20 protein-coding genes are annotated in these 24,069 nt (G+C 63.1%); 17 read left to right on the top strand and 3 right to left on the bottom strand.

Annotation, left to right across the window (positions count from 1 at the left end; genetic code table 11):
- Window positions 1-100: 100 nt before the first annotated feature.
- Window positions 101-2,881, bottom strand: a complete 2,781-nt coding sequence (gene tssH / locus NMG70_RS04225) for a type VI secretion system ATPase TssH (protein WP_254023368.1) — start codon at window positions 2,879-2,881, stop codon at window positions 101-103.
- Window positions 2,882-3,213: 332 nt separating this feature from the next.
- Between tssH and tssA the strand changes: the two genes are divergently transcribed.
- The 17 genes from tssA to NMG70_RS04140 are packed head-to-tail and all read left to right on the top strand — an operon-like array spanning window position 3,214 to window position 23,304.
- Window positions 3,214-4,383 (top strand): type VI secretion system protein TssA, encoded by a 1,170-nt coding sequence (tssA, locus tag NMG70_RS04220; protein ID WP_254023407.1) that lies wholly within the window; start codon window positions 3,214-3,216, stop codon window positions 4,381-4,383.
- 6 nt (window positions 4,384-4,389) lie between these two features.
- Entirely contained in the window at window positions 4,390-4,929 is a 540-nt protein-coding gene (tssB, locus tag NMG70_RS04215) for a type VI secretion system contractile sheath small subunit (protein WP_254023367.1), read from the top strand.
- A 3-nt stretch (window positions 4,930-4,932) separates the two neighbouring features.
- Window positions 4,933-6,438 carry a type VI secretion system contractile sheath large subunit gene (tssC, locus tag NMG70_RS04210; protein ID WP_254023366.1) on the top strand — a complete coding sequence of 502 codons (1,506 nt, stop codon included), beginning with the start codon at window positions 4,933-4,935 and terminating at the stop codon, window positions 6,436-6,438.
- A 49-nt stretch (window positions 6,439-6,487) separates the two neighbouring features.
- Window positions 6,488-6,943: an Hcp family type VI secretion system effector gene (locus tag NMG70_RS04205; RefSeq protein WP_023801311.1), complete on the top strand. Its 456-nt coding sequence runs from the start codon at window positions 6,488-6,490 to the stop codon at window positions 6,941-6,943.
- A complete protein-coding gene (gene tssE / locus NMG70_RS04200; RefSeq protein WP_254023406.1) occupies window positions 6,930-7,685 on the top strand; it encodes a type VI secretion system baseplate subunit TssE in 756 nt (251 codons plus the stop codon). Before NMG70_RS04205 ends, tssE begins: the two co-directional genes overlap by 14 nt.
- Window position 7,686: 1 nt before the next feature.
- Entirely contained in the window at window positions 7,687-9,561 is a 1,875-nt protein-coding gene (gene tssF / locus NMG70_RS04195) for a type VI secretion system baseplate subunit TssF (protein WP_254023365.1), read from the top strand.
- On the top strand, window positions 9,525-10,628 hold the full coding sequence (gene tssG, locus NMG70_RS04190; RefSeq protein ID WP_254023364.1) for a type VI secretion system baseplate subunit TssG: 1,104 nt from the start codon (window positions 9,525-9,527) through the stop codon (window positions 10,626-10,628). Before tssF ends, tssG begins: the two co-directional genes overlap by 37 nt.
- The gene (gene tagH, locus NMG70_RS04185; protein WP_254023363.1) at window positions 10,625-12,091 is read left to right on the top strand and encodes a type VI secretion system-associated FHA domain protein TagH; all 1,467 of its coding nucleotides are present in this window, start codon (window positions 10,625-10,627) and stop codon (window positions 12,089-12,091) included. Before tssG ends, tagH begins: the two co-directional genes overlap by 4 nt.
- A 3-nt stretch (window positions 12,092-12,094) precedes the next feature.
- On the top strand, window positions 12,095-12,547 hold the full coding sequence (gene tssJ / locus NMG70_RS04180; RefSeq protein ID WP_254023362.1) for a type VI secretion system lipoprotein TssJ: 453 nt from the start codon (window positions 12,095-12,097) through the stop codon (window positions 12,545-12,547).
- Between the two features lie 38 nt (window positions 12,548-12,585).
- Window positions 12,586-13,920: a type VI secretion system baseplate subunit TssK gene (gene tssK / locus NMG70_RS04175; RefSeq protein ID WP_023801305.1), complete on the top strand. Its 1,335-nt coding sequence runs from the start codon at window positions 12,586-12,588 to the stop codon at window positions 13,918-13,920.
- Between the two features lie 4 nt (window positions 13,921-13,924).
- The gene (gene icmH, locus NMG70_RS04170) at window positions 13,925-15,247 is read left to right on the top strand and encodes a type IVB secretion system protein IcmH/DotU (protein ID WP_065006953.1); all 1,323 of its coding nucleotides are present in this window, start codon (window positions 13,925-13,927) and stop codon (window positions 15,245-15,247) included.
- A 1-nt stretch (window position 15,248) separates the two neighbouring features.
- Window positions 15,249-18,785: a type VI secretion system membrane subunit TssM gene (tssM, locus tag NMG70_RS04165; RefSeq protein ID WP_254023361.1), complete on the top strand. Its 3,537-nt coding sequence runs from the start codon at window positions 15,249-15,251 to the stop codon at window positions 18,783-18,785.
- Window positions 18,782-19,309: a type VI secretion system-associated protein TagF gene (tagF, locus tag NMG70_RS04160; protein WP_254023360.1), complete on the top strand. Its 528-nt coding sequence runs from the start codon at window positions 18,782-18,784 to the stop codon at window positions 19,307-19,309. The genes tssM and tagF overlap by 4 nt, the downstream gene beginning before the upstream one ends.
- Entirely contained in the window at window positions 19,309-20,406 is a 1,098-nt protein-coding gene (locus NMG70_RS04155) for a DUF2169 family type VI secretion system accessory protein (protein WP_254023359.1), read from the top strand. Before tagF ends, NMG70_RS04155 begins: the two co-directional genes overlap by 1 nt.
- Complete coding sequence (locus tag NMG70_RS04150) at window positions 20,403-21,425, top strand: 3-oxoacyl-ACP synthase (protein ID WP_254023358.1); 1,023 nt, start codon at window positions 20,403-20,405, stop codon at window positions 21,423-21,425. Before NMG70_RS04155 ends, NMG70_RS04150 begins: the two co-directional genes overlap by 4 nt.
- Complete coding sequence (locus tag NMG70_RS04145; protein WP_254023357.1) at window positions 21,425-22,423, top strand: DUF4150 domain-containing protein; 999 nt, start codon at window positions 21,425-21,427, stop codon at window positions 22,421-22,423. The genes NMG70_RS04150 and NMG70_RS04145 overlap by 1 nt, the downstream gene beginning before the upstream one ends.
- The gene (locus NMG70_RS04140) at window positions 22,420-23,304 is read left to right on the top strand and encodes a hypothetical protein (RefSeq protein ID WP_254023356.1); all 885 of its coding nucleotides are present in this window, start codon (window positions 22,420-22,422) and stop codon (window positions 23,302-23,304) included. The genes NMG70_RS04145 and NMG70_RS04140 overlap by 4 nt, the downstream gene beginning before the upstream one ends.
- Here the strand turns inward: NMG70_RS04140 and NMG70_RS04135 are convergent.
- Together NMG70_RS04135 and NMG70_RS04130 are read right to left on the bottom strand one after the other, a co-directional pair.
- Window positions 23,296-23,640 (bottom strand): hypothetical protein, encoded by a 345-nt coding sequence (locus NMG70_RS04135; protein ID WP_254023355.1) that lies wholly within the window; start codon window positions 23,638-23,640, stop codon window positions 23,296-23,298. The genes NMG70_RS04140 and NMG70_RS04135 overlap by 9 nt on opposite strands.
- Window positions 23,640-24,065, bottom strand: a complete 426-nt coding sequence (locus NMG70_RS04130; protein ID WP_254023354.1) for a DUF6484 domain-containing protein — start codon at window positions 24,063-24,065, stop codon at window positions 23,640-23,642. The genes NMG70_RS04135 and NMG70_RS04130 overlap by 1 nt, the downstream gene beginning before the upstream one ends.
- Window positions 24,066-24,069: the final 4 nt, after the last annotated feature.

Below are 24,069 nucleotides of genomic sequence, written 5' to 3'. Positions count from 1 at the left end.
CAGACCTGGTTCTCTGCCCGCGCGGAAGCTGATCGTAAAATGCGGCGGGATCAACCCTAAGCGGTCGTACGGCTCCGGTTAACTACAGATTGCTGCTCAGCTATTCGAAGGAATAGGTGAAACCTCCTTCGGAGGCTCCGACCGTCACCTTCGTCATCTTTTCGCCCTCCAGCGACCGGTTCAGCACGCCACGGCTCAATTCCGGCAGAAGCGTGTTTGTCAAAATGGCGTCGATCATTCGCCCGCCGGATTCGATCTCGGTGCAGCGGGCTTTGACCAGATCCATGACACCGTCACCGATCACCAACTCGGCATCGTTGCTCGAGCGCAGCCGACGGGCGATCTTGGCGAACTGATGGCGGGTGATCGCTTCTATCATCATGTCCGAGAGCGGGTAGTAAGGGATGGTCACCACCCGGCCGAGGAAGGCCGCTGGGAAAACCTTCAGCAGCGGGGCGCGCAATGCTGTGTCGAGGTCGTCGAGCCCCGCCCGTACCGTGCCGCTTCTGGTCCGGTCCATGATGACTTCGGAGCCGACGTTCGAGGTGAGCAGGATCAGCGTATTCTTGAAATCGATCCGCCGGCCTTCACTGTCGTCCATCATTCCCTTGTCGAAGACCTGGAAGAAGATTTCATGAACGTCCGGATGCGCCTTCTCGACCTCGTCAAGCAGGATCACCGAATAGGGCTTGCGCCGAACCGCCTCGGTGAGGATGCCGCCCTTGCCGTAGCCGACATATCCGGGTGGCGCGCCCTTCAAGGTTGAGACGGTGTGCGCCTCCTGGAACTCGGACATGTTGATCGAAATGAGGTTCTGCTCGCCGCCATAGAGCGTCTCGGCCAGGGCCAGCGCGGTTTCGGTCTTGCCGACGCCCGAGGGACCGCAGAGCAGAAAAACCCCCACCGGCTTTTCGGGCGTGCCGAGCCCGGCGCGGCTGGTCTGCACGCGCTTGGCAATCATTTCCATGGCGTGATCCTGACCGACCACGCGCTCAGACAGTGTGACGGCGAGCCGCAGCGCCTTTTCGGTCTGGCTCGACAGCATTCGCCCAGTCGGAATACCAGTCCAGTCCTGCACCACGGCGGCCACGGCGTTGCGGTCGACCGACGGCAGGATCAGCGGCGTCTCGCCCTGCGCCTCTGCGAGGTCGGCCATCAGTTCGCGCAGCCGCGCGAGATCGGCAGCCGGATCGGGTGCAGAAGGATCGGCAGTGGCCGTTGTTTCCGCATCGGGTTCAGGCGCATCGGTTTCAGGCGCATCGGTTTTAGGCGCTTTGATCTCAGATACATCGGCGCCTGCGGTTTCGGCGACCACCCCCGAAGGTTCCACCGCGTCGAGCGGCACACCCTCGCCGCGCAGCCTGGCGCGCAGTTCGAGTATCTCGCCAACCAGCGCCTTTTCCCGATCCCAACGTTGCTGCGCGGCCGCAAGCGTGAGTTTGGTCTCGGCCAGCCCGGTTTCGACCCGAGCCTGCCGGTCGGCCACGTCGATGCCGATCGCTGCCTCACGGCCGATGATGGCGCGCTCGACCTCCAGCGCCTGGCGGCGGCGCATGATGTCCTCGACCTCGGCAGGGGTGGCATGCTGCGAAATGGCGACACGGGCGCAGGCGGTGTCGAGAAGGCTCACGGCCTTGTCGGGCAGTTGCCGTGCCGGGATGTAGCGGTGGGAGAGGCTGACCGCCGCCTCGATCGCCTCATCGAGTATCTGCACCTTGTGATGCTGCTCGAGGACGCCGGCGACACCACGCAGCATGAGGACAGCCACTGCCTCCGACGGCTCATCTATCTTGACGACCTGAAAGCGACGGGTGAGCGCCGGGTCCTTCTCGATGTGCTGCTTGTACTCGGCCCAGGTCGTTGCCGCGATGGTGCGAAGCTCGCCGCGCGCCAGCGCTGGCTTCAGCAGATTGGCCGCATCACCGGTTCCAGCCGCGCCGCCGGCGCCGATCAAGGTGTGCGCTTCGTCAATGAAGAGAATGACCGGCGTTTCCGAGGATTGCACCTCGTCAATGACCGCCTTCAGCCGTTTTTCGAATTCACCCTTTACGCTGGCGCCCGCTTGCATCAGGCCGACATCGAGCATGCGCACGCTGACGCCCTGCAGCGTCGGCGGCACGTCGCCCTCGGCGATGCGCAAGGCAAAGCCCTCGACGACCGCGGTTTTGCCGACCCCGGCCTCGCCGGTCAGGATCGGATTGTTTTGCCGGCGCCGCATCAGGATATCGACGATCTGCCTGATCTCGGGATCGCGGCCGACGACCGGATCGATCTTGCCGTCGCGGGCGCGCTGGGTCAGGTCGGTGGCATATTTGGCCAGCGCCGAATCCCCGCCCGCAGCCCGCCGCGGCGTTTCGGCGGCTGGAACCGCAGTCGAGGCGCCAGCTTCGAGTGAACCTTCCATGACGTCTGCGAACCGCGTAATGACGGCCTGCGCATCGATCTTGTCGAATTCGCCGCTGATCTTCGACAGCAGGCCTTCCAGCACCGGGGTCTTCAGGCAGGCGAGCAGAATATGCGCACTGCGCACTTCGTCGACGCTGAATTCCAGCCCCGCCAGGCCCCAGGCCTCCTGGATGGCGTGGAAGATATGATCGGAAAATTCCTCGATCGAAGTGGCGCCGTAGGGCAGCTTGTCGACGGCGCGGGTCATATCGGCCGTGAGCCGGCTCGCATCCACCCCGGCGTCTGCCAGTATCAGTTGCACATCCGAGCGCTCTGAGAGCACCAGTTGTTCGATGAAGTGAACGAGCTCGACATAAGGGTTGCCGCGCAGCTTGGCGGTGTCGGCCGCAGCCTTGAAGGCGCGCAAACAGACGGGGTTGAGCTTGCCGACCAGTTCCTTGCGTTTGAAGCTCTGCGACGACCGGCGCTGTTCCATCGAACTTGCTCCTCCAATCTGCCAGCCAATAAACTGCCACATAAGCGGCGACTTGACAAAGAGCGTTATGGACGGGGCGACCGGGTGCTCGATTCAGTCGACTTCTTGCGTTCCGGCAAAGCCGGCGACATCGGCTACAACAGCCATGGAATGCCCCATCTCGTTGCGACGCCTTCACATAAAAGGTTCGACAATTGCGCCAGCGATTTCGAGCTCAGGACCCGGTTTGCAAGCTCCCATTAAGATTGAGCAGCAACTAAATTGTGGTAAAGTGTCGCGGTGTGGTAACGTTGCGTTACGCACGGCACAAGGGCCGCTTGCTGGGGGTTGGTGTGATTGATCTCGCACTCTGGCTGAATCCGCTGGACGGTGAAAATCCGTCAGGGGAAGATTTGCGCAACGATCCAGCCTTTCATCAACTGGAGCGCCTGACGGAACAGCAGAAAAAGGTCGAGTATCAAGGGAACGCCAAGTTAGAAGTTGCCGTTCCGATCGACTGGTCCACCGTGCTCACCAAGGCCGAAGAGCTGCGTCCACACGGCCGGGACCTGCGCCTCCTCGTCATCGTTACGCGTGCTCTGGCCAACGAGTATCGGCTGGCCGGGCTGGCTGAGGGCCTGACCCTCATAGCGCAAACCTTCGATCAGCACTGGGCAACCATGCACCCGGCCCTGCGGTCCGGTGCTACGCCGCGCGACGCCGCCCTGCGCCGCATCAATGCGCTGACTGACCTCCAGAACAGTCAGGATGGCCTGCTCAAGGATTTGCGGAAAATGACGTTTTTCGCGCCGCGTGCAATCGGCCCGATCCTCGGCGAGGATCTGGAGAAGGGCGCGCTCGACGAGCGTGTCATGCTTCAGGAAGCGGCCTCGGGACTGAACGCGACCGAAAAGGCGGCTCTGGCGAGCGCGCACAGCCAATTGGTGAACCGGGTGCGCAGCGCATGCGTCGCACAGATCGATCAGGCCGGCGCGGAGATGACGTCGCTCTTTGCCAATGCGCGCGCCGCGATCGCGGCCCTCGAGGCGGTGGAGACCGCCCTCAATGCCCGTATCGAGGGCAGCGGCGCCACCGTTCCGGAATTAAAGCGGTTTCTGCAGCGTTTGCTGACGACCCTCGAACGAAACTCGGCCGCCGGCGCCATCGAGAATGGCGCCGCAAAGCCTGTTTCCGCGCCTGCAGAACCAGCAACGCCTGTTCGAAACGGTAATGGAGCCGATACTATGGCAAGTATGGCGAGTTACGCGGAACCGAGCACGGGGCTCCCGGATCGGATTTCCTCGCGCGACGACGTCGTGAAATGCCTCGACCTCGTCGTCGCCTTCTATGACCGCACCGAACCGTCGAGCCCGATCCCGCACCTCGCCCGCCGGGTGCGCCGGATGGTGCATATGGATTTCGTTGAACTGATGGAAGATCTCGCCCCGTCGGGGCTGAAGGAATTCCGGCTGCTTGCCGGCGTTCCCGATGCCAAGAAGACGGCCCAGAAGGATGAAAGGTAACGAGCCATGCCAGCTGAAAGCAAAGCGAAAGTCATCGAACGGAACCGCGCTCCGCGCGTGCAGATCGCCTATGACGTGGAAACTTATGGTAGCCCGACGACGATCGAATTGCCGTTCGTCATGGGTGTGATGGCCGACCTTTCCGGCGCTTCACAGACCAAGGAAGCGATGAAGTCGGTTCTGGACCGCTCCTTTGTCGAGACCGACGCGAACCGCTTCCCCCGTTTCATGGAGGCGCTTGGACCGCGCGTCAAAGCCCGTGTGAAGAATACGCTGCCTCAGGCTGACGGCGCCGAGCGGGATGAGGAGCTGGCACTCGATCTTACCTTCACCAAGATGGGCGATTTCGCCCCGGACAAGATCGCCGAGCAAGTCCCGCAACTCGCCGAAATCCTCAAGATGCGTCGTCAGCTCGAGGAACTGCTCGGCTTCATGGATGGCCGCGTCGACGCCGAAAAGCGCATCGCGCAGCTTCTGAACAACGAGCCGCTTCTTGGCAAAATCGCCAGCCAGGCATTGTCGGACGAAGACAAGGTTGAGGTGTAAGTCATGGCCGAACAGCAAAAAACCGCAGCCATCGCCGCCGAGGCGGAGACCATCGATCTCGGAGAATTCAGCGGGCTCCTGGAAAAGGATTTCAAGGTCAAGAAGGACGACAGCGAGAAGTTGCAGCAACTCGTTCGCAATCTCGCGCTGGCGGCACAGTCGCGATCCGACACCACGACCATCTCGTCCAACGCGATCAAATCGATCAAGTCGCTGATCGCGGGCATCGACAAGATGCTGTCGGAGCAGGTCAACGAGATCCTGCACGCGCCGGAAGTGCGCGAAATGGAAGGTACATGGCGCGGCCTGTGGTATCTCATCAACAACACCGAGACGGATCAGAAGCTGAAGATCCGGGTGATGAACATTTCCAAGGAGCAACTCGCCGACACGCTTGAAGACTATGAAGGCCAGATGTGGGACCAGAGCCCGATCTTCAAGAAGGTCTATACGGACGAGTATTCGATGCTGGGCGGCGAGCCGATCGGCTGCCTGATCGGCGCCTACGAATTCTCCAACCATCCGCGTGACGTCGGCCTGTTGCGCAACATCTCGGGCATCTGCGCCTCGGCGCACACGCCGTTCATCGCGGCGGCCTCGCCGCGCCTGTTCCGCATGGACAGCTGGCAGGAACTGCCGAACCCGCAGGACCTGCAGCAGATCGTGTCCAACGCGGCCTACGCCTCGTGGCAATCGCTGCGCGAGAGTGAGGATGCGCGCTATATCGGCCTCACCATGCCCCGTGTCCTGGCACGGCTTCCCTACGGCACGGATACGGTTCCGGTGAAGGGTTTCACCTTCGAGGAAGAGGTCCGGGGCGACCACAACAAATATGTCTGGATGAACGCCGCCTTCCCGATGGCCGTGAACATAAACCGCAGCCACAAGCTCTATGGCTGGGGCACGCAGATCCGCGGCGTCGAGAATGGCGGCACGGTCATCAACCTGCCGGTGCACTCCTTTCCCACCGACGACGGATCGGTGGCGATGAAATGTCCGACGGAAGTCGCCATCGACGACCGGCGCGAGGCGGAACTGGCCAAGCTCGGCCTGATGCCCATCCTGCACCGCAAGAACACGGATCTTGCGGCTTTCATCGGCGCGCATTCGCTGCAGGATGACGAAACCCGCGCCGGCCGGCTGGTCGATCCCGACGCGCAGTCGAACGAGCGGCTGAGCGCCAACCTGCCCTATCTCTTCCCGGTTTCCCGGTTTGCGCATTACCTCAAAGCCATCGCGCGCGACAAGATAGGGTCGTTCAAGGAGCGGTCGGACATGCAGATCTGGCTGACCGAGTGGATCAACCGATACGTGCTGGCCAACCCGGCCTTTGCCGACGACAAGGCGCGCGCCAAGCGCCCGCTTGCCGCCGCTGAGGTCCAGGTGGACAGCGTCGAGGGGCGGCCGGGCTACTACAACGCCCGCTTCTATCTACGCCCGCATTACCAGTTGGAGGGCATCAACGCCTCGCTTCGGCTGGTGTCGGAACTACCGTCCGTAAAGACTTGATTTGCAGCAACATAATCCTGCTTTGTTTTGAAAACGCTGGAGGAAGACAATGCCCGTGAAAATTGATGGTTTTCTAAAAGTTCCGGATATCAAAGGGCCAAGCGTTCGAGACGGCCATGAGGACGAAATCGAAGTCCACGGGGTCGATTACAAGATAATCGCGCCATATGATCCGAATTCGCTCTCACGCCGCGGTCGCGTGTCACTGGGGATGATCAAGTTCACCAAGCATTATGACAAGTCCTCGCCCTATCTGAAAAAGGCGTTGTTCGACAACAAGGCGCTGGACGAGGTTGTGTTCTCCGCCCGCCGGACCATCGATGGCGAGACCAGCGACTATCTGGTCGTCACCCTGACCGACGCCTCGATCATGGAATACGACATGTCGCAGGCCGAGGACGAGGAAGACCTGATCGAGGAGGAGGTCAGCTTCGCCTACAAGAAGATCAAGTTCGTCTATGACAAGGATGACGAAATCGAAATGGATGTCTATGTCGGCAAGTGAGGCGCGGCGGCCCGGCGCGGACAAGGTACAGGTCACCGGCAGTTCGCGCGCGAAACGCGAAGCGGTCCAGCCCTCTCTTTGGGACCGCCTCGTCAACGACCTGCCGGGCGTCACCTCCGAGATAGACGGGCTGCGCCATACCTTGCAGGACGAGTTGGGCGCGGACCGGCTGGACACGCTGCTTGCGGGCAACGCGCGGCTTATCGATGCCGACGCGGAACTGACGTCCGATCAGAAGCGGCGTCTGCACCGCCTGGCCTTTCAGACCCAACACCGCGCCGAGATCGAAAGCCGTGGCGTGGTCGTATCGGCCCGCGTCCTCAGGGAGGCCGTGCGGCGCGACATCGAGGCCTTGTTCAACACCGAGCGTTTCGAAGCTGTTCCGCTTCTTTCCGATTTCGAAAACGAACAGGCTGCAGACAATCCGCCATCGCTGGCCGATTTTCCTGAGGTGCGCCGAAGCGTGGTCAACTACGGCGTGCCGTCGTTTTCGGGCCGTTCGTCCCGCGACTTTGATCGCGAGGCGCTGGCGCGCGAGATCCGCTCGGTTCTTGCCACGTTCGAGCCGCGTCTCAAGGAAAGCGCAACCAAGGTAGCGGTCACCCTTGGTGACAAAAGTGCGGGCCTGAAGATCGAGATAGACGCTGTGCTGATCATGACGCCGACGCCGGAACGCATGCGCCTGCGCACTACAGTCAACCTCGACAACGGTTTGGCGCGGACCGAATTCAGGGAAAGCTGAGATGGATCGGGTCTTCGTAGAATATTACGAGGAGGAACTGACCCATATCCGCGGACTCGCGGCGGAATTTGCCGACATGCATCCGGCGGTGGCACGCAATCTTTCTCTCGATACTGTCCCCTGCCCGGACCCGTATGTCGAGCGGCTGCTTGACGGCGTCGCTTTCCTCGCTGCACGTACCCGGTTGAAAGTCGACGCCGAGCGCTCGCGGTTTTCACGCAGCGTGCTGGATGTGCTTTATCCCGATCTGGTTACCCCGGCGCCGGCAACGGCGATGGCAGTGCTGAAACCCGGCCAGCAGGTCCAGTCGATGATTGCCGGCCATGTCATCAAGCGCAACACCCGCCTCGTGTCCAGTCTGCAACCCGGCCTGTCGACGCGCTGCACATTCACCACCGCGCAGGAAATCACGCTGTGGCCGATAACCATCAGTTCGGTCAGCTATTTCCAGGATCGCAGCGGGTTGGCGGCGGCCGGCATAACACCGATCGGCGGCGTAGGCGGCGAGGCGGCGCTGCGCATCACGCTGGGTCGGGCCGGAAAAGGCAAGCTCGGCGAATTGGCGCTCGACCGGCTTGATCTCTATTTTGCCGGGCGCACCAAAGCGCCATTGCTGTTCGACGCGATTTTCGGCGCCTGCTCGGCCGTTGGCGCACGCGCCGAGGGCAAGGCCAATCCGCTATCGCCGTTGCCGGAAGCCGAAATGGTCGGCATCAGCGACGACGAGGCGTTGATGCCTCGTACCCGGCCGACATTCGAAGGCTACCGCCTGCTGCGTGAATATTTCATGATGCCCGAGCGCTTTCACTACGTGCGGGTTTCAGGACTGCAACCGGTCGTGCGCCGATGCGAGGCCGGGGTCGAGATCATCTTCATGTTCCGGCGTCCGGTACCCGAACTTGCCGATGTGACGCCGGCGGATTTCGAACTTTTCGCGACGCCGATCATCAACCTGTTCGAGCGTGACTGCAACGTCATCGAGCTTGATCCGCGCAGAACGCGGCAAGTGCTGCATGCCGACCGCACGCGGGCGCGTGACTTCGAAATCTATCGGGTGACCCATGTCGAGGACGCCGATGCCGAGGGTCCTGACGCCGAAATTCCAGAACTCTTCAGCCTGGGACAAAACCGCAGCAATGGCTGGGTCTATTCGACCGAACGGCGCCCCCGCCGGGCCACCGAAGATGAACGGCGCGACGGACTGACCCGCACTTCTTACACCGGAGACGACGTTTTCCTTTCGGTTTCACGGCCGGCCGGAAGCCCGGCGAACCGGCCGCTGAAGCGTCTCGACATCATGGCACTTTGCACCAACCGCGATCTGCCGATTCTCGACGACAACCCTACGTTGACGCTGGAGACAGGCGATCCGGTCGAAACGGTCCGGCTTCTCGGTGCTTTGCGCCCGCCCCAGCCGGCTATCCCGGCCGCGCTGCCCGCCGGCGCCGAAGGCGAATCCCGAGCCGATGATCTCGCATGGCGGCTCGTGGCGCAGCTGGCCCTCAACTTTCTCAGCCTCGCCAAGGAAGGCCGCGGTATCGATCCGCTGCATGCGCTGCTCGATCTTTATGCCGACCGGGGAGATCCGAGCCTGGCTCGCAACGTGCACTCGATCGTTCGCATCGACTCGCGCTCCGTTATCGAACGGCTGCAGATCGATGGGCCGATGTGCTTCGGACGGGGCACGGAAGTAACATTGCATGTGGACCAATCGGTCCTGGCCGGGCAAAGCACATTGCTGCTTTCGGCCTTGCTTGCCCGGCTGTTTGCCCGTCACGCCGGAATAAACGGCTTTGTGCGGACCCGCACGCGGCTGCTGCAGAAGCAGGAGGATGTGCCATGGCCGATGACGCCCGGCAATCGCTACCTGATCTAGGCAAGCTCGACACGGGCCGGGCCGAAGAGCTGGATGATACGTTCGACTTTTTCGAACTGTTGCGCCGGCTTGAACAACGGGGCGGGCTGTTCGGTTATTCCGGCCGCGCGGATCGCGAGCCGGCAAGGCTCGGGCAGCATGTGCGTCTTAGCTTTTCCGCCAAGGACGTGGTTGAATTCCGCGAAGCGAAGGACAAGACGCCGGGGAAGGACAACTCGCTGGGCAAGGACTGGACACCGGCCCGGGTTACCGTTGCAAATCTCGGGCTGATGGGACCGGAAGGCCCGATGCCGCTGCATTTGACGCGCTGGGTGCTCGATCGTCTGTCGCAGCGCTGGTTCACCGGCGCTGACGCACGACAGACCGTCGATACGACGTTCGTGGATTTCGTCAATATTCTCCAACACCGGATGATCGCCCTGTACTATCGGGCCTGGGCCGACGCGCATCCGGCGGTACAGGTCGAACGTCCGGTCGGCGGCCGGGTAAGGGCCATGCTTGAAGCCATGGCGGGAATAGGACTCCCCGGCACCCACAATCCCGATCTCGACGCCGTGAAGCTTCGCCAGGCCGCGTCGCTCGCCAGCCAGGTCGACGGTCCGGAGCGGTTGACGCTGTTCCTGGCGGAAGCGTTCAAGGTGCCGGTCGCGATCAAGGAGTTCGTTGCCACCTGGATGACCATACCGGCGGCGCTCCAGACCCGGCTTACCCAGGCTTACGCAGTGCTGGGTCGCGGGGCGACGATCGGCCCGCGCGTTTTCAGCCGCCAAAGCAGGATCGAGCTCCGCGTCGGCCCACTCGGCTATGAGGAGTTCAAGACGTTCCTGCCGGGCGGCCAACGCCTGAAAATGTTCAAGCAGGCGGTTCGCGACATGGTCGGGGAATCGCTGGACGTCGATCTGCGGATCGTGCTCGCGCGCGAAGCTGTGCCGCCGCCGCGCATCGGAGCGGTACAGCTCGGCCGAACCACCTGGCTTGCGCGGCCCACCGAAAGGGGCGATGCTGACGATATGCGGCTGCGGACGATCGTCGGATGGCGGCCGGAAATGGCGGAGGTCGCGGCATGAGTCTGCTGCTGACGCTGGAGCACGGGCCACGCACCCAGGCGGTACGGCAGACCCGGCTGGACGAGGGTGAACTGGTGATCGGCCGTAGCGCGGACGCGGACTGGCAGATCGACGATCCCGACATGTTCGTTTCACGTGCCCATTGCCGGATCACCGGCGGGCGGGATGGATATTTCGTCACCGACACATCAAGCAGCGGCTTGTTCATAAACGATGCCGACAGCCCGCTCGGCGCAGGCACGTCGGTCCGTCTTCAGAACGGCATGCGGCTGAGGCTGGGCGACTACATCGTATGCGTCGATCTGCAGACGCCGGTCACTCAGGGACCAGCGGCCAGCCAATCGTTCGCCGAACGGTCACCGCCGGCATCGCGAGCGCCGGTAAGCATCGGCCGCGATGACTTCTTTTCAGCCACGGCCGAAGAAGAGCCGCGCCGACCGCGTCCCGCCGATCTGCCCAACCCGTTCGAGCAACCCGTTCCAGGAGCGTTCGAGCGCGCCAACCAGCGCAGTTCGCCTGCCTTCGACGACCCGTTCAGCCTCGACCCGGTAGCAACGCCCGCGCCGAATGGCTCTGGCTATCCCGAACCATTTGGTGCGCCGGACGCCGCAGACCCATTCAGCTTCGATCCGGTGCCGTCCGGTGCAAGCGAGCCCGCTCCAGTCCAGGCCGTTTCAAGAAAGTCATCTGAATTCGATGACGGTTTCGGTTTCGGGCCGGCCGCGTCGCCCGATTTGAGAAACGGCGCCGGCCCGGCCGGTCAACGCAAACACGTCGCCGGAGAGCCGCAGCCGGCCAATCCCTGGGATTTGCCTGGCCGTGCGGCAGATATCCCTTCTCCGCCACGGGCTGCGCCCAGACCCGCGCCCTCCCCGGCAGCGGCGCAACCGGCGAACACGGCGCTTCGCACGGCGTTCTTGCGTGGCATGGGTGTTGAGGAAGCCGATTTTCCCGGACGCGACAGCGTCGCGGAAATGGAGAAGTTCGGTCGCGAGTATCGGCTTATGATGGAAGGCCTGATGCAGTTGCTGCGCAAGCGAGCCGAGGAAAAGGGAAACGCTCGCGTCGCCCAGACGGTGGTTGGGGCCTCTGAAGTCAATCCGCTCAAGTTTCTGCCGACGGTCGACGACGCCATCGTGACCCTCATCGCGGAGCGCAGCCCCGGATTTCTGGCCGGTGACGCGGCAATCGCCGACGCGGTCCGCGATCTCGCGCAACATCACGTGCGCGCCTGGCGAGGCGTGCAGTCCGCCTTGCGGCGAATGATTGACCGTTTTGACCCGGCAGCGATCGAGGAAGAGCTCAAATCGAGTTCCGCGATCAGCACACTGCTTTCGGGCGGGCGCCGCGCCAAGCTGTGGGAGCTTTACCAGAAACGCCATCGTGAAATCGCCCAGAGTGCGGAATTGAGCTTTTTGGGCGAAATCGGCGCTGATTTTCGGGATGCATATGAGGAGGAGTGAAACATGATCGATCGCCGCGGATTCATCGTTGCCCTGGGCGCAACCGGGCTGCTTGCTGCTTGCCAGAGCGGTCCGCCAAAACCATCCGCGGTGACCGTCAACCTGACCGGCGCGGCCGGCATGAACCCGGGACCAGGCGGCGGCGACCGGCCGGTGACGGTCCTCGTGATGCGGCTGCGTAGCACCGGTAAATTCAATTCGGCCGATTATTTCGCGCTGCAGGGGGATGCCGGCTCCGCACTCGCAGGCGATCTCATCGGATCCGACCAGATCTCCGTCGGGCCTGGAAAGACCGCATCCAAAACCATCACGGTCGAGCCGGACGCGGCTGCGCTGGGCTTCGTTGCTCTCGTTCGCGAGCCCGGCGGCCGGAGCTGGCGTACAACCAAGTCGGTGTCGCCGGGATCGAAAGTTACCGTCAACGTCACGCTTGGCAGCGGCGGCATTTCGGCCTAGCGGCCAGGGCAAAGGTGCTCGATGCAGGAAGTAGCGGCATGAGCGATGCAAACAGGGTGCTGTGGTCCGAAGGCCTGTTTCTCCGGACCCAGCATTTTCAGCAACAGGATCGCTTTTTCGAGGCGACGGTGCGCGGCGCGTTGCAGGCCGGGCAGCTCCATACGTTCGGCTTTCAGCAGCTGACGCTGGACCAGGCAATGCTCGATGCCGGCCAGGTCTCGATCCTGTCGGCACGGGGCATCTTTCCGGATGGAACCCCCTTCTCCATCCCTGACCTGATGGACGCGCCACGACCGCTGCCGGTCACCGCCGATACCGGCGCCGGACCGGTGCTGGTCGCCCTGCCGCTCGAGCCTGCCGGCGGTGTCGGCTTCGATCCGGCGCACGCCGCATCGACAGGCGCACGCTATCATGGGCGGATCGTTTCGGTGCGCGACGCCGTCCAGGGCGGTTCGGATCCTGAAGAAATCGAAATCGCCCGCCCGCAGGCGCTGCTGATTGCACCCGGAAAATCGGTTGGGGGCTACACCGCCCTGCCGATAGCCGATATCAAAGGGGTTCGAGCCGACGGCGGCGTCTCGCTGGACGAGACGTTCCTGCCGCCGACACTGGTTACCGGAGCGGTGGCCTGGTACCGGCAGCTGCTTTTGGAAGTTGTCACCGGCCTCGACCAGATCGCCGAGGCGCATGGCAAAATGGTCATGGGCGGGCCAGGCCGCAGCGTCGAAGACCTGTTGATGCTCAACCTCGCCAATGCGGCGCGTCCGCGGCTGGCCCACATGCTGGCTCAGGATGTTTTCCATCCGGCCGAGCTTTACCTGGAGCTTGCCGGTCTTGCCGGTTCAATGGCGACCTATGGCTCGAGCGCGCGACGGCTGAGCGAGTTGCCCGCCTACGATCACATGGCGCCCGGCCCCGCCTATTCGGCGCTGGCCGACGCCTTGCGCTCGCTCATCCTGAGCCTGCGCTACATCGAGCCTAAATCACGCGCACTGCCGGTCATGCGGCATTCGACCAACGTCTGGAAAATCCGCATCGACAACCCGAAGCTGCTGGTGGCCAGCCGGATCGTCATCCGGGTCGGCTCCGAGCTGTCGGAAGATGCCTTGCGCAAGATTTTCGTCAACCAGGCGACTGTCGGTTCGGCCGATCAGTTCGAGGGCCTGTGGAAATCCCGTCTACCTGGCATTCCACTGAAGCCGCTTCATTCCCAGCCGCGCGAAATCCCCTACGATGGCGATCGGCTGTGCCTTGAGCTGGATCAGAAAAGCGAGCATTGGGCCTCGCTGCTCGATGCCCCCGGCTTCGTCATTGGCGTGTCGGGTGTGCTGCCGAGCGAGCCGCAGGTCGACTGCTATTCGGTAAACAGGTGAGATGATGAGCCGGGATGATCCTTTCGGACTGTCGGAGGATCGCGAACGCACTCGCATACGACTGACCGGCGCGCCGATGCCGCGACCGATGACGCCACTCTTGTCGGGTGTGCCAATCAAACGGTCGCGTACGCATCCGAACACGCTGGTCAACGCATTCGCGCCACTGCTCGAGTTCGCGCCCGAGCTTGAAAGCGCGCTGCCGCCGGAAAACCCGGAAGCGCTGCGCACCCGGTTGCTCGATGAGCTGGTTCGGGCGCGTGACGCGGCAATGGCGGCGGGGTCCTCTCTGGAGCGCGCCGACCAGGCAGCCTGGGTGGTGGCGGCATTGCTGGATGACCTCGCCCTGAACACGCCATGGGGCGGCGCCAGCGCATGGCCGCGCCAGCCGCTTGTGGTGATGTTGCGAGGCGATGTCGATGCCGGCACGCAGTTCTTCACGCGTCTCGACGAACTGGAGCGGCATCCGAACCGGGATCGCGAATTGCTCGAACTGCAATATCATTGCCTGGCGCTCGGCTTCCGCGGCAAATATCGTGTTCCAGGCCGGTCGGGCGACCGCTCGCTCAATGCCGTTCGCGTTGCTGCGGCGCGCTTTCTGCGCGATGCCGATGCCGACGGCGCGCCGCTGTCGCCGAACTGGAAAGGCGTGATCGCATCCGACGAGCCGCAGCGCTTCATCGTGCCGATCTGGGTGATGGGGCTCGGCGCGGCGGTTCTCGCCACTGCAATCTATCTCGGGCTGTCGATGGGACTGAGCAGTCAGGCGGTCGAGCTTTCGACGCTGGTTCGTGCTTTGCCGCCGCCAGCCCGCGGCGAAATCAGCCGAACGTCGCCACAGGTCGACGCGCCGCCGCCGGAGGCAGTGGATTTCGCGCTGGTGCCGGAGTTTCAGGCCGGAGCGCCGGCAAATCTCAGGGCCGCGCTAAGCGGCACCGAGAGCGTCTCGCTGGCCAGGCTGATCATTCAGGCCTCCAACCCCGAACTGTTCCAGTCGTCGCGGCCGACACTAACGGAAGGCTTCGAACCGCTGATCGGTTCGATCGCCAAAGTGATCCTCGCCAATCAGGAACTGATCGGGAACATCACGGTGGTCGGCCATACCGACAGTATCCCTTTGCAACGGTCCAATCCGCTTTCCACCAACCAGCGGCTGTCGGAAGCGCGCGCAGCAACCATTACCGAGATGCTGGTCCAGAACGGTGTGCCGCAGGACCGCATTCGCTTCGAAGGGCGTGCAGCTACCGATCCAGTGGCCGACGACAGCACCCGCGCGGGACGGGCCTTGAACCGCCGCGTCGAGGTGCTGGTCGAAAAGAGGCTGTGAGATGTTCATCCTGCGCTTCCTCTGGGCGGTTCTGACATCGCGCTGGCTGTGGACGCTGATCGGCATCACGCTGCTTTCTCTGGTTATCTGGGTGTTCGGCCCGATCGTCAGGGTCGGTGCTTACGAACCCTTCGCCTCGGAAAATGTCCGCATTGTCATCATTGCGCTGCTGGTCATCTTCTGGCTGATCTGGCTGATCGTCGCGCAGCGCCGGGCGATCCGAGCCAACCGCATGTTCGTCGCCGAAATCGCTGCGCCCGTGGTGGAAAAACCGCTGAGCCCCGGCGAAGAGAACGTCGCCGCCGTCGGCGCCAAGTTCGCCGAGGTGATGGTCGAATTGAAGCGCCGCAAGCTGGGCGGACGCAAATTCCTGCGCGAGATGCCTTGGTACGTGATCGTCGGGCCGCCGGCCACCGGCAAGACCACGGCTTTGCGCCAGTCCGGCCTGAACTTTCCGATCGACCTCACCGACGATCTGCAGGGGGTTGGCGGCACGCGCAACTGCGACTGGTTTTTCTCCGAGAACGCGGTTCTGATCGACACGGCGGGCCGCTATGTGCAGCAGGAGAGCCAGCCGGACGTCGATGCGGCGGAATGGCTGGGCTTCCTCGACCTCTTGAAAAAGCATCGCGGCCGCCGGGCACTGAACGGAGTGATCGTCGCGCTTTCGATCGATGCGCTTTCAGAGGGCGACGAAGCCATCAAGGCTCATGGCCGCAAGATCCGTCGTCGCCTGGCAGAACTCAACGACCGGCTGGAAATCCGCCTTCCAGTCTATCTGATGCTGACCAAGGCCGATCTGATCAAGGGTTTCGAGGCCTTCTTCGGTGGCCTGTCGACGGCCTCGCGCGAGCAGGTCTGGGGGACGACCTTCGCGCTGGATGCGCGTGTCGACGCAAAGACCATAGAGCGGGAAATCGCGACCCTTGCGACGGAACTCGAGCGGCGGCTGGTACCGCGCCTGGAGGACGAGGACAAACTCGCCGCCCGCGCGGAGATTTTCAGGTTTCCCGCCCAGCTCACGAGCCTGTCCGAGCCGATCCAGGTGCTGGTCGAGGCGATGTTCGGCGAAAGCCGCTACGAAGAAGCCGCCTGGCTGCGCGGCCTATATCTGACGTCGGCGACCCAGGAAGGGGCGCCTATCGACCGGCTGACCGCGGCGCTGTCTTCATCCTTCGGTCTTCCGCCGCGACGAGCCATGCCGGCGCCGCGCGTTGAAAAACGCAGCTTTTTCCTGAAGAACCTGCTGACCGAGGTCATCTTCAGGGAAGCCGGCCTGGGGACGTTCGATCCGCTGGCGCAGCGCCGCCGCGCCTGGATCTGGCGTGGCGCCGCGGCAGCCTGTGCCGCCGCCGCCCTGTTGGCCGGTGCGATGTTCACCTGGTCCTACTACGACAACCGCAATGCGATCGAAGCGCAGGCAGGCCAGTTCGAAGCGCTGCAGGCGCCGCTGACCGCGGCAGCCGCGACCCCGGCATCGGTGGAGCAGCCCGCCATCGACAGCGCGCTCAACGCGATTGCCGAGGTCGCAAATGCCCGTACCGCACCGCCGAGCAGTGCCCAGGATCTGCTGGGGCCATCGGCGTCGGCAGAGCTGCTGCGGGCGCAGGCCGACACTTACGACCACGCTTTGCGCAACGTCCTCGAGCCGCATATGGTCGCTCTGCTCGAGGCGACCATGTGGCGGCAGATCCGCGATCCGGATTTCATGCTGGGTGCGCTGAAGACCTATCGGATGATGACGGGCCTGTCGCAGATGGACGCCGATTTCGTTGAGAATTGGTGGGTCAACGATTTGCCGGAATTCGCGCCGGCGGCGCCCTTTCCGACCGTCGACGCGGAAGAGCACCAGCTTGCTGCGATCCGCCGCATGGCGGTCGACGACAGCTATATCGCGCCGGATCAGGCGCTGGTTGCCGAGGCGCTGAAAACGGTTTGCACGATTTCGCTGCCGGCGCGTGCCTACAGGCAGTTGCTGGCCGATCCGGCGGTGGCCGGACTCAAGGAATGGATCCCGGCGAATTTCGCCGGTCCCAACGGCGCCAAGGTCTTTGCACGGCGTTCCGACAAGACGCTGCGCGTCGGCATTTCGGGCGCGTTCACCTATTCCGGCTTCCACGATGCCATTCTCGGCCGGGTCGAGGACGTCGCCGCCCAGGCCGCACTCGATCGGGCGGTCTTTGCCGGAGGCTGTTCGGAAAATTCCGAAACCTCGGTCTCGGCGCTGTCCGAAGATATCCTGAAACTCTATTACGAAGACTACATCGCGCAATGGGACAGCATCCTGCGCGATCTCAGGCTCGCGCCATTGGCCGACCTGAATGTCGCCAGCGAGAACCTCAAGGACCTTTCGAGTGCCGACTCGGCGCTGAAGCGCCTGCTTACGGCGGTCGTTCAGGAGACCGAGCTGACCCGATCCGATGAAGCGCCGGCCGACAACAAGGCGGCAGCCAAGGGCGGCTCAAAACTGCTCAGCAAACTCGGCAAGCTTGGCAAGCTGGCCAAGACAGGCGCAAAACTGCTGCCGCGCGCAGGCTCCGCCAACGAGGTGGATCTTACCGGCAATCTGGTGGCCGAACACTTCAAGCCGCTCAAGGGCGCGATCGCCGAGGTCGACGGCCAGCCGCCGGCACTCGACGCCGCGGTGGTGGCGCTGACCGCACTATCGAACGTGCTGCAGACGGTCACGGCCAATCCCGACCCGCAGGACGCCATCAAGAAGCAGGGTGGGCTGGCCGAACTGACGGGAGCGGTCGCCAGGCAAGCGCAGATCCTGCCCGATCCGGTCGACGACTGGCTCGGCGGCATTGCCGGCGACACCAGCGGCCTGACACAGAAGGCGGTCACCTCGGAGCTCAACGCCATCTGGCGCGCCGACATCCTGCCGTTCTGCCAGGCGGCGCTGAACGACCGCTATCCGTTCAGCCCCGAAAGCGCGGTCGACGTCAATGTCCGCGATTTCGCCCGCCTGTTCGGGCCGGCCGGGATGATCGACACCTTCATCAACGATCATTTGATCAGCTATGTCGACACCGCCAGCCAGCCATGGAAATGGCGCGCCGATTTTGGCCTCGACGCGGCTGCCCTGGCGGCGTTCGAACAGGCCAGGCGGATCCGCGACGATCTGTTTCCAGGCGGTACCGGCCCGGTGATGAGCTTCACGCTGCAACCGACGGACCTGTCGCCCAACGTCACGCGCGTGACGCTCCATCTCGATGGCCAGAACCTCGTCTACTACAACAACGCGACGCGGCCGCAACCGATGACCTGGCCCGGCAAGGACGGCACCGGCGTCATCTCGCTCGCGTTCCAGCCGATCGACGGCTCGCCCGAAGTCATGTTGAACGAAACCGGCAGCTGGGCCTGGCTGAGGCTGCTGCGCAGCGGCCGCTTCACCGGCACCTCGCTGTCCGACGTCTACAGCCTGCGACTGGGCACGCAAGGCATGTACGCCGATTTCGAGCTCAAGGCGGCAAGCGTCGAGAACCCCTATAATTTGCAAATGTTCAAGAAATTCTCATGTCCACCGCAGATATGATTCTGCCCGGCTTTTACGGCAAAATGCCCGCCACCGGCGATTTCGTCACGCGGCGGCTGCCGGGGGATTTTGTGCGCATCTGGGACCGCTGGCTTGCGCAGCACATCGTGCCGCTGATCGGCTCGGAAACCTGGCCGCGCGCCGCCGCGCTACGCTTTCTGGCCGGCCCGGCTGCCTTCGGCGCATCGGCGGGCATTATTCTGCAGAGCGCCGACAGGGTCGGCCGGCAGTTCCCTCTCAGCGTCGTCGCGCAGCTTCCTGACGCTTCCATTCAACTGGCTCGCGCCGATGCGTGGTTTGCCGGGATTGAAGAGGCTGCCTTTGCCGCCCAGCGGGGCGCACTGACGCCTGACGAACTGGACATCGCGTTGGCCGAACTGCCGGTGCCGCCGGTCGAGCCGGGGGCAGAGGTCATCAGCGACATGGTGATGTGGACCGCGCACTCCGACATTTTCGATATTGATCCGCAGGCTCCGCAAGCGACGCTGGAGCAGATCTTCGCCGCCAGTTGGGAGACCAGCTGATGCAGATCTGGAACCAGATGGGGTATGCGCATCAATTTACCATGGGCATGGACAAGGCCGGCCATGAGTGGATCGTCGTGGTGGTGAAAGGCACGTTCGACTTCCCCACGACACCCGGCGGACTGGTGAAAAAATCGTCGGAACAGGTTCCGCTGGTCATGGCCGACATGCAAACCGGCGTGCCCGGCTATTCGGCCACGCTGTGGGAAACCGATTTCGCCTTCCGCAAGCCGCGCTGCGACGTTGTCGCCAATGGCTGTGCTTACGCGCCAAACGGCAGACCGGCCGAGCGCGTGCCGGTCGGTATCAAGGTCGGCAATTGGTCAAAACTGTTCGAGGTCGTCGGCCACCGCGAATGGCGCTCCATCGGCCCGGTCTTTACCGCCACGTCGCCACAGCCCTTCCTGAAACTGCCCATCTCCTATGACGTTGCCTGGGGTGGCGTCGACAGACTGGACCCGGAGGACAAGCTCCCCGCCAGCTACAAATACAATCCGGTCGGAACCGGCTGGTCACGTACGAAGAACCAGCGGTTGATCCCGGGGTTGCGGCTACCGAACACGCAAGCAGTCGACGAAGAAATCCGCTCGCCCTTTGGCGACTACAAGCCCATGAGCTTTGGGCCAATGGGCCGTGGCTGGCCCGGCCGGATCGAATATGGCGGTACCTATGACGACAATTGGACGAAAAACATCTTTCCGTTTCTGCCGCCCGACTTCGACGAACGTTACTTTCAGATGGCGCCGCCGGATCAGCAGATCGACCTGCCGAGAGGCGGCGAAGAGGTGATGCTGGTTAATCTGACACCCCAAGGACGAGTAAGCTTCCGCTTACCATCGACTGCGCTGCCTATGACGCTGTTCAAAGGACGAGGGAAGACCTTCGAGGGCAATGTTTTTCCCGACACCGTCCTGTTCGATCCCGAAAGCCGGCGCTTTTCGCTTGTTTGGCGCGTGTCGCAGCGTATTCATCGCACGATTCTCGATTTTACCGAATGCTGGGTCGGCCCACCGACAGAATCCATGCTGAGAGCTCGCGCCACCGGCCGCCAATACATCCGCGCCAACGGGGTAGCGCCCGAGGAGGAGGAAGCGTGAGCGCCCCGATCGACATCGTCTCGATCGGCATGGTGACCGCCGTCGGCCTCGACGCCCCGTCGTCTTGTGCGGCGATGCGGGCGAGGTTGGATGGTTTTCAAGAGACGCGGTTCATCGGCCCCGGCGGTGACTGGTTGGTTGGCGCGCCGGTGTCCCTGCCGCGCAATTGGACCGGCGAGAAGCGCATGGCGCACTTGGCCGCTGGCGCCATCTGCGAGGCCTTCGAAGCCGTCCCGCAGGCCCGCGGCCAGACCGCGCTCATCCTGTGCCTTGCCGAGCAGGACCGCCCCGGTCGGCCAGTTCGGGACAATGCCCGCCTGCTCCGTCGGATCGCCGAGATCGTCGAGGTCGAGCCGCACGCGCGCTCCCGCATCGTCTCACACGGCCGCCCCTCGGGCCACGTCGCGCTCGATCAGGCGCGCCGGCTGGTTGCTTCCGGCGAAGCACCTTATGTGATGATCGCCGGCGTCGACAGTTATCTGACAGCTCCGGCAGTAGCGCACTATTTGGGCAAAAATCGTCTGTTGACGAAAAGCAACCCGAACGGTTTCATTCCCGGCGAAGCGGCTGCCGCCGTCCTTTCTACCCGCTCGGAGAGCGGTGGACTTCGCCTCTTCGGTCTCGGTCTGTCTCGCGAGAGGGCATCCATCTACAATGCTGAGGATTTGCCGCTGCGCGGCGATGGCATGACGGCCGCCTATCAGACGGCCTTCGAAGAAACCGGCATCGAAATGAACCGGCTCGGTTATCGAATCTCCGATCTCATCGGCGAGCAATTCTGGTTCAAGCAGTCCGGGCTCGCCTCGCTCCGCCTCGTGCGGGGCGCCCACGGCTTCCAGGACCTATGGTCGCCGGGCGAGTCGCTCGGCAATGTTGGCGCCGCCGCAGTGCCACTGATGATCGGCATGGCTTGGACGGCTGCGCGCAAGGGTTATGCCGCGGGCAACCCGGTCTTGGTCGAAGCGTCGAATGACGCCGGCGCATGCGGCGCGGCCGTGCTCGCTGGGAAGGCAGTGTGATGTCCAACGTCTTTGCCAACGGTTTGGAGATATCCGGCAAGGCTGTAAATGCCAAGACAATTGCCGCTTTTCCCGACGTCTGCTTCACGCCGCCCGAGAATCCAGCGACGCCACCGGGCGTGCCTGTTCCTTATCCGAGTTTTGGGCTTGCCAGCGACACGGAGCAAGGGACGGGTACGGTCAAGATCGGCGGGAAAACCGTCAATATCAAAAACAAATCTGATCTTTCTAGGACGTCGGGCACCGAGGCCGGCTGCGCCGCGAAGAAAGGAGTCGTCACTTCGAAGAACACAGGAAAGGAGTATTTCCACTCGTGGTCCAACAACGTGAAGTTCGACGGCGAGCCGGTCATTCGCATGACCGATATGGCAACCAATAATCACGCATCGCCGGCTGGCAATACACCTCTTTGGGTCCACATCGCAAACCTGTCGGCGCAAGGGAACTATTGTCGCGAGTTGCTTGACGGCTTCGGCATCGAGGTTCACCGCTACGACGAGGCGAGCGAACATTGCAAGGGTACAGGGAAGCAGTCCGATCACATCGTTCCGAACTCATTCTTCCGCAAGGGCAGAGACTACGGAAGGAACCGGCCGAACTTCCCAAACTACAACATGTACGACGCGCCCTGCATCTGCCTAAGCGGACCATCCACGAGCGAACAGTCCAGCTACGGCTCGCATGGACTCGATGTCGCGGAGCACGGGGTCAAGACCCAGGCATTCGAGAACCCGGACAAGGCCTTCGTCCGTGATCGCCAGCCGACCTACCGCTTTGCCCGCCAAAGCGCACTGGACGCCACCGAGACCAGCAACCAGGAGTTGGTCGGCCAGGAAGACAACAGCGAAGTGCTCGAATGCCTGCAGTTCTATTGCGACGTGTATTTCGCCTACGCCGCCGGCCTCACACAGCAAGCGGGCGACACGCCCACGCCCTCGCAACGGGCGGCTCTGGAAGGCCAGCCCGTGCGGCGGCCCGGAACGCGGGCACTGCTATGATCGAAGGCGAGTTGACGATCGGCGGCTTTTCCTGCAATTGCAATGCGGTGCAAGCACTGTCTGACGGCCGCCTCCTGGTGCTCCTGGTCTGCGGCGATCAGGAGAGCTATGTGTCGCAGATTGCGTCGGTCTCGCCCGAACTCTTGACCATCACGCCTTTGTTCACGGCCGACACATGGCTGCTCGCCATGCATTTCGACGAAGCGCGGGGAAAGCTGTTCTGTAGCACCGCCGGGGGCCGCATCCTCGAGATCGCCGATCAGTCCTATTCGATCGTGGCGGAAGATCTTCCCTACGTCTCCGGCTTTCGCTCGCTCTCCAGCAGTCGCCTGCTCGCCTTCGGCTGGCATGGCCTCGTGATGGAATTCACTACGGGCTGGCGAAGGCTTGTCACCGGGGAGAAACGCAGGATCTTTGACCTCAAGGAGCACGACGGCGAGATCTTCGTCTGCGGCGATGCCGGGCTATTCGGACGCTTCGCCGATGGTGGCGTCACCAACCTCCATCTGCAGACAAACACTCGCCTCCGACGACTGTGCGCCCAAGAAAAGTCGATGCTCGTTTTTTCCGAGAGCCCCGTGATGTTCCGCGTTGCCGACGGCGAAGTGGAATCGATCGACCTCCCTGTCGCCCCCGCCTGGGATGCCGTGATCCACCGCGATACGCTCCTTGTCGGCTTCGGCTATCAGGGCCTCTACCGCTTCCTCGATCCCGAGGTCGAGGAAGTCTCGGCACGGCGCGCTTTCCATGTCACACCTTGGGGCGACCGGCTTGCAGTGTTGGCGGACAGCTCCCTCTGGACGCTGCATGATGGCACAGAGCAGGAGCGGATGCTGCAGGCCGAGTTCCAGGACATGTTGCAGCGATACGGCCTAAGCTGACCGCGCTTGGCCGTTCAGATATGCTCGGACCTTCTGCAGGTCGAAGTCGCGGATCCCCCGGGTGGCGGCGCCTGGCTGCAGCATCCGGACGACGAACAATTCCCCCGCCTCCCGATACTCTGCATAGCGTTCGTGCGCGATTTCGCGACCCACCTCTCCCGCCACCCGCAATCCATCGAGATGCGCTTCCAGCCGCTCGACTAGACGGGCCAAGCGTTCCTCGTCCATGTCCGGATTCTCATCGGGGTGGAGCAGGTGATAGTCGTAGACCGTCCACAGGAATGCTGCCATCTCGGCGTGCTGGCGGACGATTTCGCGGAGAACGGGCGCTGGCATCAGTTCAGATTGACCGATCCGCCACGGATGCGGTTCGCAGCGCTGGCATGGCTGGTCAGATAGGTGCCACGGATGGTGATGTGGCCGTCCTTCTCCATGATGATGGTCGCCTTGCCGCAGCGCAGTTCGATCCGCTCCTCTCCGGTGATCCGCACGTTTTGGCCGTCGCGTACCACCTGCGGCGCGGTAGATTTGCGCGACGGCTCCACGATGCGGCCCACGATCAGCGGCCGTCCCGGATCGCCTTTCTGAAACAACAGCGCCACTTCAGCGCCGATCATTTCCGAGCTAAGTTCCACGAGGCTGAGGGCAGGGATGGCTGTCTCCTTTGGATTGCCGAGAAAAACCACCAGCGGCGCGTCCTCGCCAAAGCCGAGGAACACGCCGATCACCACCCCTTCGATGCGCTTTAAAATCTTTGCCATGGCA

The organism is Mesorhizobium ventifaucium, from assembly GCF_935822925.1.
GTDB classification, from domain to species: Bacteria; Pseudomonadota; Alphaproteobacteria; order Rhizobiales; family Rhizobiaceae; genus Mesorhizobium; species Mesorhizobium ventifaucium.
The sequence above is the reverse complement of the archived record's forward strand: the minus strand, read 5'-3'. Positions and strand labels throughout refer to the sequence as shown.